Origin of the sequence: Methylobacterium longum (genome assembly GCF_022179385.1) — a bacterium.
Classification (GTDB): Bacteria; Pseudomonadota; Alphaproteobacteria; order Rhizobiales; family Beijerinckiaceae; genus Methylobacterium; species Methylobacterium longum.
Genome location: NZ_BPQS01000003.1, coordinates 161933 through 173760 on the forward strand (window position 1 = coordinate 161933; position 11828 = coordinate 173760).

Annotated in this window: 13 protein-coding genes; 3 read left to right on the plus strand and 10 right to left on the minus strand. The window is 68.8% G+C overall.

From position 1 onward, the window contains the following. Positions 1 to 61: 61 nt before the first annotated feature. Together MFF58_RS04200 and MFF58_RS04205 are read right to left on the minus strand one after the other, a co-directional pair. A complete protein-coding gene (locus MFF58_RS04200) occupies positions 62 to 502 on the minus strand; it encodes a hypothetical protein (RefSeq protein WP_238285557.1) in 441 nt (146 codons plus the stop codon). Between the two features lie 162 nt (positions 503 to 664). Then, positions 665 to 1243 carry a L,D-transpeptidase gene (locus MFF58_RS04205; RefSeq protein WP_238285558.1) on the minus strand — a complete coding sequence of 193 codons (579 nt, stop codon included), beginning with the start codon at positions 1241 to 1243 and terminating at the stop codon, positions 665 to 667. A 182-nt stretch (positions 1244 to 1425) separates the two neighbouring features. Here MFF58_RS04205 and MFF58_RS04210 point away from each other — a divergent pair, with 182 nt between their 5' ends. Continuing rightward, positions 1426 to 2355: a histone deacetylase family protein gene (locus MFF58_RS04210; protein WP_238285559.1), complete on the plus strand. Its 930-nt coding sequence runs from the start codon at positions 1426 to 1428 to the stop codon at positions 2353 to 2355. Between the two features lie 10 nt (positions 2356 to 2365). Here the strand turns inward: MFF58_RS04210 and ribB are convergent, their stop codons facing one another. The 4 genes from ribB to MFF58_RS04230 all read right to left on the minus strand — a co-directional run bounded on the left by ribB (position 2366) and on the right by MFF58_RS04230 (position 6522). Beyond that, positions 2366 to 3442: a 3,4-dihydroxy-2-butanone-4-phosphate synthase gene (ribB, locus tag MFF58_RS04215; RefSeq protein ID WP_238285560.1), complete on the minus strand. Its 1077-nt coding sequence runs from the start codon at positions 3440 to 3442 to the stop codon at positions 2366 to 2368. Positions 3443 to 3476: 34 nt separating this feature from the next. After that, on the minus strand, positions 3477 to 4577 hold the full coding sequence (gene aroC, locus MFF58_RS04220; RefSeq protein ID WP_238285561.1) for a chorismate synthase: 1101 nt from the start codon (positions 4575 to 4577) through the stop codon (positions 3477 to 3479). A gap of 200 nt (positions 4578 to 4777) precedes the next feature. Next, a complete protein-coding gene (locus MFF58_RS04225; RefSeq protein ID WP_238285562.1) occupies positions 4778 to 5392 on the minus strand; it encodes a DUF3578 domain-containing protein in 615 nt (204 codons plus the stop codon). Further along, on the minus strand, positions 5389 to 6522 hold the full coding sequence (locus MFF58_RS04230; RefSeq protein ID WP_238285563.1) for an anhydro-N-acetylmuramic acid kinase: 1134 nt from the start codon (positions 6520 to 6522) through the stop codon (positions 5389 to 5391). The genes MFF58_RS04225 and MFF58_RS04230 overlap by 4 nt, the downstream gene beginning before the upstream one ends. A 124-nt stretch (positions 6523 to 6646) precedes the next feature. Between MFF58_RS04230 and tyrS the strand changes: the two genes are divergently transcribed. Together tyrS and MFF58_RS04240 are read left to right on the plus strand one after the other, a co-directional pair. Continuing rightward, on the plus strand, positions 6647 to 7918 hold the full coding sequence (gene tyrS / locus MFF58_RS04235) for a tyrosine--tRNA ligase (RefSeq protein WP_238285564.1): 1272 nt from the start codon (positions 6647 to 6649) through the stop codon (positions 7916 to 7918). Positions 7919 to 7955: 37 nt separating this feature from the next. Further along, the gene (locus MFF58_RS04240; RefSeq protein ID WP_238285565.1) at positions 7956 to 8642 is read left to right on the plus strand and encodes a response regulator; all 687 of its coding nucleotides are present in this window, start codon (positions 7956 to 7958) and stop codon (positions 8640 to 8642) included. Between the two features lie 123 nt (positions 8643 to 8765). On the opposite strand, the gene tatC is transcribed toward MFF58_RS04240, so the two are convergent. From tatC to nagZ, 4 genes are all read right to left on the minus strand, one after another. Then, complete coding sequence (gene tatC / locus MFF58_RS04245; RefSeq protein WP_238285566.1) at positions 8766 to 9566, minus strand: twin-arginine translocase subunit TatC; 801 nt, start codon at positions 9564 to 9566, stop codon at positions 8766 to 8768. Next, positions 9563 to 10147 carry a Sec-independent protein translocase protein TatB gene (tatB, locus tag MFF58_RS04250; protein ID WP_238285567.1) on the minus strand — a complete coding sequence of 195 codons (585 nt, stop codon included), beginning with the start codon at positions 10145 to 10147 and terminating at the stop codon, positions 9563 to 9565. Before tatB ends, tatC begins: the two co-directional genes overlap by 4 nt. Positions 10148 to 10251: 104 nt before the next feature. Then, the gene (locus MFF58_RS04255; RefSeq protein WP_238285568.1) at positions 10252 to 10524 is read right to left on the minus strand and encodes a twin-arginine translocase TatA/TatE family subunit; all 273 of its coding nucleotides are present in this window, start codon (positions 10522 to 10524) and stop codon (positions 10252 to 10254) included. Between the two features lie 147 nt (positions 10525 to 10671). Further along, on the minus strand, positions 10672 to 11676 hold the full coding sequence (gene nagZ / locus MFF58_RS04260; protein WP_238285570.1) for a beta-N-acetylhexosaminidase: 1005 nt from the start codon (positions 11674 to 11676) through the stop codon (positions 10672 to 10674). Between the last annotated feature and the right edge of the window lie 152 nt (positions 11677 to 11828).

The window sequence follows — 11828 nt, forward strand, 5'->3', positions numbered from 1 at the left end:
GGCTTGACTGTCCCGATAGATCAGATGCGCGGCGGACGGAAGCTGCGCCTTGGTCGAAGCCTCAGGCCGCGAGGGCGAAGGTCATGCGGGCGGGCTGGACCGCGTCGCGGATCCGGCGGTTGGCTTCCAGCGCGAAGACCATCAGCGATTCGGCGCTGCCCTGCGCTTCGCGGACCACTTCCATGGCGATCCGGGCGCCGACCGCGCTCGGGCCCTCACGTCCGCTCAGCGAGGCGGCGAGCCAAACGGCGACGTCGCGATCGATGTAGCCCGTCGGCCGGGTGCCCCACACGGCGAAGTCGACGACCGAGGCCACCAAGAAGTCCGCGAAGGCGTCGGAGCCGATCACCGCCCGCTCGAGGGCGATCAGGAGGTCGGCATCCTCGCGGCTCATGAAGCCCTCCGGCAGGACCTCGCGCTTCAGGACCAGCAGGTCCTCGTCGCTGATCGCGCCCGCCGAAACCGCATGGTTGCAGAACTGTTGAACGGAGATCATGGTCATGGTTGCCTGCTCCTCCGACCTTTGCTGCGGCCGGTGCTTGTCCCTGTGTGTCTTCAACTTACGGGACGGCTTCCCTGCCAGAGGTTAATGGCCAGATCTGAACGGAAGTTCAGGTAAACACGCCGCGATCAAGCAGGCTTATTGGGACGTTGATCAGTTGCGTTACCGGACGATGACCGTGGCCCCGACCGGGACCCGGTTGTAGAGGTCGACCACGTCGATGTTGCGCATCCGGATGCAGCCCGACGACACCGCCTGCCCGATCTTCTCCGGCTCGTTGGTGCCGTGGATCCGATAGAGCGTGTCCTTGCCGTGATCGGAGAGGTACAGGGCGCGGGCGCCGAGCGGATTCATCGGTCCGCCCTCCATGGCATGGACATGCGGCCAGCGCTTGATCATCTCGGCCGGCGGGTTCCAGGCCGGCCATTCCGCCTTGCGGTCGATCCGGGCGGTGCCGGACCAGCCGTAGGCCTCGTCACCCACCGACACGCCGTAGCGCATCGCCTTGCCGTCCGGCAGGACAAGGTAGAGCTGTCGCTCCTGGGTCTCGACCACGATCGTCCCCGGCGGCTGATGCGTCGGGTCGCTGACCTGATACCGGGCGAAATGCGGATCGAACTCCGCCTCGGGAACGAGCGCCATGAACGCTGCGTCGCGGGACGACAGGGTCGGATCGGGCACGCCTTTGAAGGTGCAGCCGGTCAGGCCCATGATGCAGGCGAGCGCCGCTAAGATGCGCATGATCCCCTCCCCCGCGGCCGTTTCCGATCTCGAACGGTCCGCCACCGCAGGTCTATTCAACGGAAGATTTGCGCAACCATAGGATCAGCGGGCACGCGGCCGTAGTCCGCGCGTTGCGCCCGTGGCACATTGCGGGCTCCTGTTGCGGGCGCGCGACAGGATCGCATCCGGGAGCGACCGTCTTGACCACCCTGTACGTGAGCCATCCCGCCAGCTTCGACCACGAAGTCCCCGAAGGCCATCCGGAGCGGCCGGCCCGGATGCGCGCCGTCGAGCGCGCCCTCGAGGACGAGCGCTTCGCCGGCCTGGTTCGGGCGTCCGCCCCGCGGGCCGCGCTCGAGACCGCCGCGCTCGCGCATCCACGATCCTACGTCGACGCCGTCGTCGCAGCCGTGCCGGAGACCGGCATGGTGTCAATCGACTCCGACACCATCCTGTCGCCCGGCAGCCTGGAGGCGACCCTCCGGGCGATCGGCGGCGCCACCCACGCCCTGGATGCCGTCATCGGGGGTGAGTGCCGCAACGCCTTCGTGGCCATGCGTCCACCCGGCCACCACGCCGAACGCACGCGGTCGATGGGGTTCTGCCTGTTCAACCACGCCGCCATCGCCGCCCGCTACGCCCGGGAGAAGCACGGCGCCGAGCGCGTCGCCCTGGTCGATTGGGACGTCCACCACGGGAACGGCAGCCAGGACATCTTCTGGGACGATGCCGCGGTGCTGTACTGCTCCACGCATCAGATGCCGCTGTATCCGGGCACCGGATCCGCCTCCGAGCGGGGTGAGAAGGATACGATCGTCAACGTGCCGCTCCGGCCGAACGATGACGGTGCGGTGTTCCGTGAAGCGTTCGAGGCCGGCATCCTCACGCGCCTGGAGCGCTTCAGGCCCGACGTCATCGTCATCTCGGCGGGCTTCGATGCCCACCGGCTCGACCCGCTGGCGAACCTGCGCCTGGAGGCGGAGGATTTCGGTTGGGCCACGCGGCGGCTCATGGATGTGGCCGATCGGTGCGCGAACGGGCGGATCGTGTCCGTCCTCGAGGGCGGGTACAGTCTCGAAGGCCTGGCGAAGTCCGCCGCCGCGCACGTGGACGCGCTGATGGGCCGGTGACGGCGTCCCCTCACCCGTCGAGGGGTTCGTCGCCGAGGTGCTCGATGCCGAAGCCGGAGAGGCCCACATAGGCCCGCGAGGTCGTCGCGAGGTTGCGGAATGAGACCACGCCGAGATCGCGCAGGATCTGGGCACCGAGACCGACTTCGCGCCACTGCCGGGCGCGTATCGCTTCCGTGCCCTCATCCGTGACGTTCTTCACCGGAACGCCGGCCGCGCCGTCGCGCAGGTAGACCAGCACGCCGCGCCCGGTCGACGCGAAACGCTTCAGGACCGCGTCGATCTGCTTGCCGCCGCCGATCACGTCGGCGGCGACATTGGAACGGTGGAGCCGCACCAGCACGTCCCGGCCGTCGCCGATCTCGCCCATGACGAAGGCGAATTGCTGGATCGACTCGAAGGGTGTGGAAAACGCGTAGGCGGTCACGTCCCCATGATTGGAGCGCACCGGGAAATGCCCGACCCGCTCCACCAGCCGATCGCGCGCCTGACGGTAGGCGATGAGATCGGCCACCGACACCTGCTTCAACCCATGCTGGCCGGCGAAGGCCTCGATCTGCGGACCCTTCATCACGGTGCCGTCGTCGTTGGCGAGTTCGCAGATGACCCCCACCGGCGGCAGCTCCGCCAATCGGCAGAGATCGACCGCCGCTTCTGTGTGCCCCGAGCGCATGAGGACGCCGCCGTCCCGGGCGATCAGCGGAAAGACGTGTCCGGGCCGCACGAAGTCGCCCGCACCCATGTTGCCGTTGGCCAGCGCCCGCACCGTGTTGCAGCGCTGCTCGGCCGAGATACCGGTGGTCAGGCCGTGCTTGACGTCGACCGTGACGGTGAACGCCGTGCCGAGCGGCGCGTCGTTCGATGCGACCATCGGGGCGAGATGCAGCCGCCGCGCCTCGTCCTGCGTGATCGGCGCGCAGACGATGCCGCAGGTGTTGCGGATGATGAACGCCATCTTTTCCGGCGTGCAGAGCGAGGCGGCGACGACGAGGTCGCCCTCGTTCTCGCGGTCGTCGTCGTCGGTGACGACCACGATCTCGCCGCGGGCGAAGGCCGCGATGGCCTCGGTGACAGTGCAGTGGGGCACGGGCATTCTCGGGTCGTTGGGGCGAGGACCAGGGTCAGGGCTGCTGCCCGACCTGCCCTCGATGGCGCAGATAGTGATCGGCCAGCACGCAGGCCATCATGGCTTCCGCCACCGGCACGGCGCGGATGCCGACGCAGGGGTCGTGACGCCCCTTGGTGACGAGATCCACCTCGTCACCGTCGCGGGTGACCGAGCGGCGGGACGTCAGGATTGAGGAGGTCGGCTTCACGGCGAAGCGCACCACCACGGGCTCGCCGCTGGAGATGCCGCCCAAAATCCCACCCGCGTGGTTGGCGAGGAAGCGCGGGCGGTCGCCGTTGCCGGCGCGCATCTCGTCCGCATTGTCCTCGCCGCGCAGGGCCGCGGCTGCGAAGCCGTCGCCGATCTCGACGCCCTTCACGGCGTTGATCGACATCATCGCGGCGGCGAGGTCGGCGTCGAGCTTGCCGTAGACCGGCGCGCCAAGGCCCGGCGGAACGCCCTCCGCCACGACCTCGATGATGGCGCCCACCGACGAGCCGTCCTTTCGGATCCCGTCGAGGTAGGTCTCGTAGAAGGAAGCCGTCTCGGCGTCGGGGCAGAAGAACGGGTTGTTTCCGACCTCGTCCCAGTCCCAGCGCGACCGGTCGATGGCATGCGGTCCCATCTGCACCAGTGCGGCCCGGATGCTGATCCCCGGGATGACCTTCCGGGCCACGGCCCCGGCCGCGACCCGCGCGGCAGTCTCGCGCGCGGATGAGCGACCGCCACCGCGATAGTCGCGGATGCCGTACTTGGCATCATAGGTATAGTCGGCGTGACCGGGCCGGTAGCTGTCGCGGATCTCGGAGTAGTCCTTCGAGCGTTGATCAGTGTTCTCGATCATCAGGGCGATCGGCGTGCCGGTGGTGAACTGCCGGCCGTCCGTCCGGTCATCGGAGAACACGCCGGACAGGATCTTCACCTGATCGGGCTCGCGGCGCTGCGTCGTGAAGCGCGACTGACCGGGCTTCCGGCGGTCGAGCTCGGCCTGGATCTCCTCGGCCTCCAGGGGCAGGCCGGGCGGGCACCCGTCGACGACGCAGCCGAGCGCGACTCCGTGGCTCTCGCCGAAGGTGGTGACGCGGAACAGATGGCCGAAGGTGTTGTGCGACATGGCGCGGCTGCCTTAGCGCGGGAGCGCCGGGGGCACAAACCCGGTCCGTGCAGAGCGCCCCGGCGGACGCGATCGATCCCGCGCGCGCCGTCGCTCGGCGGACACGCTGACGCAACGGCGAGCGGTGGAACAGCGATGAAGATGGCGGTGCCGGACTGCTTCGCAGCCCTCGTCGAGGACGCCCAAGGAGCGCAGCGCTCTCACGCGCCGCCCCGCGAACGGGGCGGATCGAGACCACCCCGCGCCTTCAGCGCCCGGTACGCCGCGACCGCGGTGGCGAGATCCCGGTGCAGCCTCCGCTCGTCGCCCAGGGCGCGGAGGTCATAGGTCTGGCCGAGGATATGGGCCGCCTCGTAGCCCTCCGGCAATTCGCCGACGCTGCCGAGGGTGATCGTCGCGTTCGGCAGCGCCGCGGCAAAGTCGGCCAAGCGTGCCCGCAGCGCCGCACCGCTGGCGCGCAGATGGGCGCAGGCCGCCGGGCCATGCTCACGGATCGCCGCCACGGTCCCCTGCGCCAGCGACAGATGAACCGCCTCGCGATGCGCCGGAAAGAGGTAGACGAGGTAGTAGCCCCGCGTCGCGCTGGTGGTGATCGCGGGATCGAAGACCGCGATCCAGGGGATCGCGGCCCATTTGCTGCCGCGGCCGGGGCTGCCCTTGACCAGGAACGGCCCGTCGATCGGCACCAGGGCGGTGCGCAGTTCCCCCGGGGCGCCCCTCCGGATGATCGAAGCCAGTGGATGACCGGCCGGTGGGTCGAGCCGGGCGAGCGGGTACTCCTCGACGATCCGCCGAAGTGCGTAGCCCAGGCTCACGGTCGCGCCAGCACCCCGCCGGTCAATTCCTCGCGCACCCCGGTGGTCGACGGAAGGGTGATCGGGAGACCTTTCAGCGAGCGCACCGCGAGATACGCGAAGGCCTGCGCCTCCAGGTAGGCGGAGGACCAGCCGATCGCGTCGGCGGTCGTGATCTCGGCGCGCAGGTGATAGTTCAGCAGCCGCACCAGCTCGCCGTTGCGGGCGCCGCCACCGGCCACGATCCAGCGGGTCGGGACCTCGGGGGCGTGGTCGAGGGCGCGGGCTACCGCGCGCGCCGTGAAGGCCGTCAGCGTCGCGGCGCCGTCCTCGGTGGAGAGCTGGCCGGCGAGCTTGTGGGAGAACCAGTTCCGGTCCAGCGATTTCGGCGGCTTGCGGAAGAAGAACGGGTGGGTCAGCAGCCAGGCCAGCAGCTGCTCGTCGGGACGGCCACGGGCCGCGGTCCGGCCGCCGTCGTCGAGGTTCTTGCCCTCGCGCTCCTGCATCCACTCGTCGATCAGGGCGTTGCCAGGTCCAGTGTCGAAGGCGATGACGCCGCCCTTCGAGTCGATCAGCGTGGCGTTGGCGACACCGCCGATATTCAGGATGCCGAAGGGGCCGTCGAAGCCCGACGCCTCGGCCAGGGCCTTGTGGAAGACCGGCACCAGCGGCGCGCCCTGCCCGCCCGCCTCGATATCCGCCCGGCGCAGGTCCGAGACCACCGGGATGCCGAGCCGGCTCGCCAGCGCCTGCCCATCCCCGATCTGGATCGAGATGCGCTGGTCCGGCCGGTGGATCACGGTCTGCCCATGGAAGCCGATGACGTCGATCTCGGACGCCGCCAGCCCATGCTCCTCCAGGAACCGCTCCACGGCCTCGGCATGGGCGAGGGTGACGAAAGCCTCCGCTTCCGGCAGACGGCCCGGCCTGTCGCCGGGATGGAGGACCGATTCGGCATCCTTGGTGGCCGCGCGCAGCAGCGCCTTCTCGTCGTCGGCATAGCCACGGTAGCCGGTCGGGCCCAGTGGTTCGAGGAAGTTGTTATGGCCCTTGACGACGTGGACCCGCTCGCCGTCGGTCTCGATCAGCGCGATGTCGACGCCGTCCAGCGAGGTGCCGCTCATCAACCCGATCGCGCGCATCATCGCCATCCTCACCTGCCCCGTGCCTTTCCGCGAACGCCCTGCTAAGAGCGCGCCGTATCCTGTACCCAGCGCGAGCTAGCACGCGGAGCCTCGGCCTGTCGCGCGAAGCCCGCGACCCGAGATTGCATCCATGACCGCCGACAGCTTCGCGCCGAAATCCGATTTCCTGCGGATCCTGACCGAGCGCGGCTATATCCACCAGACATCGGACCTCGCCGGCATCGACGCGGCGGCGCTCGAAGGTCGGCTGACGACCTATGTCGGATACGACTGCACGGCGCCCTCGCTCCATGTCGGGCATCTCCTGTCGATCATGATGCTGCACTGGCTGCAGGCGACCGGGGGCAAGCCGATCGCCCTCATGGGCGGCGGCACCACCCGGGTCGGCGATCCGTCCGGCCGCGACGAGACCCGCAAGATCCTCACCGTCGAGCAGATCGACGCCAACAAGGCCGAGATCCGCAAGACCTTCGACCGGTTCCTCCGCTTCGGCGATGCGGACGGCGACGCCGTGATGGTCGACAACGCCGAGTGGCTGACCAAGCTCAACTACATCGAGATGCTGCGCGACGTCGGCCGGCATTTCTCGGTGAACAGGATGCTGTCGATGGACAGCGTGCGCCTGCGCTTGGAGCGCGACCAGGAATTGTCGTTCCTCGAATTCAACTACATGATTCTGCAGTCCTACGACTTCGTGGAGCTGAACCGCCGCTACGGCTGCGTCATGCAGATGGGCGGCTCGGACCAGTGGGGCAACATCGTCAACGGCATCGATCTCGGCCGCCGCATGGGCACCCCGCAGCTCTACGCGCTGACATGCCCGCTGCTGACCACTGCCTCGGGTGCCAAGATGGGCAAGACCGCTGCCGGGGCGGTGTGGCTCAACCCGGACCTGCTCAAGCCCTACGATTACTGGCAATTCTGGCGGAACACCGAGGACGCGGATGTCGCCCGCTTCCTCAAGCTGTTCACGCTGCTGCCCATGACGGAGGTCGAGCGGCTGTCCACGCTGGCCGGCTCCGAGATCAACGCCGCCAAGACGGTTCTGGCCACCGAGGCCACCGCGCTGATGCACGGTCGCGAGGCTGCAGATGCCGCCGCCGAGACCGCGCGCAAGACGTTCGTGGAGGGCACGCTCGCCGCAGACTTGCCGAGCGTCAGCGTCCCGGCGGCGGTGCTGGATGCGGGGCTCGGTGTGCTGACGGCGTTCGGGCCGGAGGTCGCCAAGCTGGTGCCATCGACCAGCGAGGCGCGGCGCCAGATCAAGGGCGGCGGCCTGCGCGTCAACGACGTTCCCGTAACCGACGAGAAAGCGCTGCTCGGCCCGAGCGATCTGATGCAGGACGGTGTGATCAAGCTGTCGTTCGGCAAGAAGCGGCACGTCCTCCTGCGCACGGAATGAGTCGCGCATCGGGGCGAGCGGATCGAGATACCGTCAGGTGAGCACATCGGGCCGCATTCTCGTCATCGACGACGAGCCACCGATCCGCCGCCTGTTGCGGACCGGCCTCGGCACGCAGGACTACACCGTCGTCGAGGCGGGTGATGGCGGGTCGGCGCTCGCGGCGCTGGGCGCGGGCGAGATCGACCTCGCGATCCTTGATCTCGGCTTGCCCGACATGGCGGGCCACACTCTTCTCGCCGCGATCCGGGAGCGCTGGCCGAGCCTGCCGATCGTGGTCCTGTCGAGTCGCGACGACGAGCGCGGCAAGGTCGAGGCGCTGGATCTCGGGGCCGACGACTACGTCACCAAGCCGTTCGGCATGAACGAGCTCCTCGCCCGGATCCGTTCTGCGCTGCGCCATCGCCTCGCGATGCAGGGCGAGCGGCCGGTGTTCCGCATCGACGATCTCTCGGTCGATCTGGTGCGGCGCATCGTGCGCATGGGCGAGCGCGAGGTGAAGCTGTCGCCGCGGGAATACGATTTCCTGCGGGTGCTGGTCCAGCACGCCGGCAAGGTACTGACGCACGCGCAGCTCATGCGCCACGCGCCGTCCTCGTCCGATCCCCAGTACCTGCGGGTCTACATGCGCCAGCTCCGCCAGAAGCTGGAGCCGGACCCGGAGCGACCGCGCTACCTGCTCACCGAAACCGGTGTGGGCTATCGGCTGCGGGCCCCGGATTGACGTCAGGCCGCGCCGACGGTCGCTTGGCCCGTACAGCGCGGCAACCCGGCGGCGCCACATCGGCGGCGCACCCGCTTCACGACGTTTGGCCGGCGACCCGACTGAGGCAGCCGAGCCGGGCCGTCAGGGCTCCAACCCGTCCTCGATCCGCCGCGCGGCGCGCAGCCGCTCCACCCGGGTCACCGAGAATATTGAGGCCTCGTAGAGGAGCAGCATCGGCAGCGCCAACGAGAGCTGCGAGATTACGTCCGGTGGGGTCAGGATGGCGGCGGCCACGAAGACCAGCACGATGGCGTAGCGCCGCTTCTCCCGCAGGAACTTCGCGTCGATGATGCCCACCTGACCCAACAGCGTCAGGATCACCGGCAGCTGGAACGCGATTCCGAACGCGAAGATCAGCGTCATGATCAGCGACAGGTACTCATCGACCTTCGGCAGCAGCTTGATCGTCGGCTCTCCGGCCACGCCCACCTGCTGGAGCGACACCGAGAACTTGATCAGCAGCGGCATCGCCAGGAAGAACACCACCAGCGCGCCGAGCAGGAAGAAGATCGGCGTGGCCACGAGGTAGGGCAGGAACGCCTTGCGCTCGTTGCGGTAGAGGCCGGGCGCCACGAAGGCGTAAATCTGCGTGGCGATGACTGGAAAGGCCAGGAAGGCCGCGCCGAACACGCTGAGCTTGATGTTGGTGAAGATCTGTTCGAGGAAATGCGTCGCGATCAGCTCGGCGTTCTGTGTCCCTACGATGGACGTGTAGGGATAGACCAGGACGTTGTAGATGTCGCGCGAGAAGAAGAAGCAGGCGAAAAACATCAGCACGAAGGCGATGAGCGACTTGATCAGCCGCGCGCGCAGCTCGATCAGGTGTTCGAGCAGAGGTGCCCGGGAGGCTTCGATCTCGGCCTCGTCCGCTTCGGTAATCATCGGACAGCGGCGCCGTTCTTCGGGTCCACAATGGTGTCGTGCGCGGTGGGCGGCTCCGGCGACGGTCCGAAGGGGTCGTCCACCGAGCCGGGCACCGGCAGTGGCATCTCCGCCGTATCGGGCGGGGAACTCGTATGCGACGCGACCAGTGGCGCGGGCTCGGGTAGCGCGGGTTCCGCCACTTGGGACGCGGCTTCCTGCTCGGCTTTCAGCTGCGCCGTCGCATCGGCGAGGGATCGCGTCTCCACGGTAGGCAGCTCAGGGCCGAGCTTCTCGGGGCCGGTCTTGGCCCGTCCCTCGACCGCGCCTTTCAGCTCGTCGCGGATGGTCTGCACGGGGTTGAAGGTCGAGCTCGCGGTCCGCACGGTGTTGCGGATCCCGTCGACCTCGCGCCGGACGTCATCGAGCTCGGCCTCGCGGATCGCCTCGTTGAACTGCATCTGAAACTCGCCGGCCATGCGGCGCAGCTTCGACGTGACCTGGCCGACGGTGCGCAGCGCCTTCGGCAGATCCTTCGGCCCGATGACGATGAGGGCGACGCCGCCGATCAGCATCACCTCGCCCCAGCTCATATCCAGCATGTCGTCGACGGTCCTGCTGCCCTGCGGCCCGGACCTCAGTCCGGACCCCGTCAGGCTCTACACGAGCACGCGTCCCCTGACAGTCCTTAAGACCGCCCTCTTCCTCAAACCGGCTTGCGCTCGCCGCCGGGCAGGTGGCTCGCCGGGATGGCGGTGCCGGGGCTGGTCTCGGCCGCGTGCGGGATGGTGCGGACGGGCTCGCTCGGCGGGGTCACCGTCTGGCTCGCCTGGGGAGTCTCATCCTCGGCCATGCCCTTCTTGAAGGCCTTGATGCCCTTGGCCACGTCGCCCATCAGGTCCGAGACTTTGCCGCGTCCGAAGAGCAGCATCACGATGACTGCAACGATGACCCAGTGCCAGATACTCATGCTGCCCATGGCAACCTCCTGCGGGCGCCCCGAGAAAGCGGGAGCGTAACGCCACGTCCGGTTGAGGATTTCGGGGCGAACCTAGGGATCGCGCGGCCCGAACACAAGCAGAGGCGACTTCGGCACCGGTGGAAGGCCGCGATGGAAAGCCGCGGGTCAGGCGGCCGCGAGGGCGGCGGCGAAGCGCGCCCGGGCTTCCGGGACGTCGAGCGGGTCGCCGGCGGGATCGAGCCGTGCCAGCGCGGCGGCCGCCCTGGCGGCGGCCCGGCCATCGAGGAGAGGCGCAGCCGTCGCGACATCCTGCATCTCGTGCATCGCGCCGTTGCAGTGCAGCCCGACATCGACGCCCGCCGCGAAGGCGCGTTCGGTCCGCTCGCGGAACGTGCCGGTCAGCGCGTGCATCGACAAATCGTCAGTCATCAACAGGCCGTCGAAGCCGATCGCTCCGCGGATCACGTCACGGATGACGGTGGCCGATTGTGTCGCGGGCCGCTCGGGATCGATGGCCGTGAAGACCACGTGCGCGCTCATCGCCATCGGAAGGTCGGCGAGTGCGCGGAACGGCCCGAAATCCTGTGTCGCCAAGTCGTCGCGGGTCGCATCCACGACGGGCAGGCCGTGATGGCTGTCGCAGGCGGCGCGCCCGTGGCCGGGGATGTGCTTCATCACGGGCAGGACGCCGCCGGCCATCAGGCCTTCGGCGATAGCCCGGCCGATCTCCGCGACCGACGCCGGGTGGGTCCCGTAGGCCCGGTCGCCGATGATGTCGTGAGACCCGGGCGCCGGCACGTCGAGGACCGGCGCGCAATCGACATTGATCCCGACCTCGGCCAGATCGTGGGCCATCAGGCGTGCGCCGAGGTGAGCGATCGCCGCGGCACGGCCTTCGAGCCGGCCGTAACGCCCCCCCGCCGGATAGGCCGGCCAGTGCGGCGGTCCCATGCGCTGAACGCGGCCCCCTTCCTGATCGATCAGGATCGGCGTTCTGTCGGAGCCGACGCAATCCCGGAGCGCATCCGTCAGGGCACGCACCTCCTGCGGTGTGCCGATGTTGCGCTTGAACAGGATGAAGCCCCACGGCCGCGCGTCGCGGAAGAAGGCCGCCTCGTCGGCGGAGAGCGACTTGCCGGCGCAGCCGAGGATCAGGGCACGGGATGTCATCGGGACGTCTCGGGGACTCGTCAGTGGCGGCGCGGGGATGAGAAACGCCCGTTGACTCGGATCGGTGACCGCAGACTCGGGCGGGAACAGGGACGCTGCAAGACGAAACCACGATTCCGGGGGTTTCGACCGCTCTGCGATGGCTCGGGTGT

What these genes read in the sequence shown, in the direction of transcription:
- MFF58_RS04200 (WP_238285557.1), bottom strand. Translation starts at nt 502, where the DNA reads ATGACCATGATCTCCGTTCAACAGTTCTGCAACCATGCGGTTTCGGCG.
- MFF58_RS04205 (WP_238285558.1), bottom strand. Translation starts at nt 1,243, where the DNA reads ATGCGCATCTTAGCGGCGCTCGCCTGCATCATGGGCCTGACCGGCTGC.
- aroC (WP_238285561.1), bottom strand. Translation starts at nt 4,577, where the DNA reads ATGTCGCACAACACCTTCGGCCATCTGTTCCGCGTCACCACCTTCGGC.
- MFF58_RS04230 (WP_238285563.1), bottom strand. Translation starts at nt 6,522, where the DNA reads ATGGCGATGATGCGCGCGATCGGGTTGATGAGCGGCACCTCGCTGGAC.
- tyrS (WP_238285564.1), top strand. Translation starts at nt 6,647, where the DNA reads ATGACCGCCGACAGCTTCGCGCCGAAATCCGATTTCCTGCGGATCCTG.
- tatC (WP_238285566.1), bottom strand. Translation starts at nt 9,566, where the DNA reads ATGATTACCGAAGCGGACGAGGCCGAGATCGAAGCCTCCCGGGCACCT.
- tatB (WP_238285567.1), bottom strand. Translation starts at nt 10,147, where the DNA reads ATGCTGGATATGAGCTGGGGCGAGGTGATGCTGATCGGCGGCGTCGCC.
- MFF58_RS04255 (WP_238285568.1), bottom strand. Translation starts at nt 10,524, where the DNA reads ATGGGCAGCATGAGTATCTGGCACTGGGTCATCGTTGCAGTCATCGTG.
- nagZ (WP_238285570.1), bottom strand. Translation starts at nt 11,676, where the DNA reads ATGACATCCCGTGCCCTGATCCTCGGCTGCGCCGGCAAGTCGCTCTCC.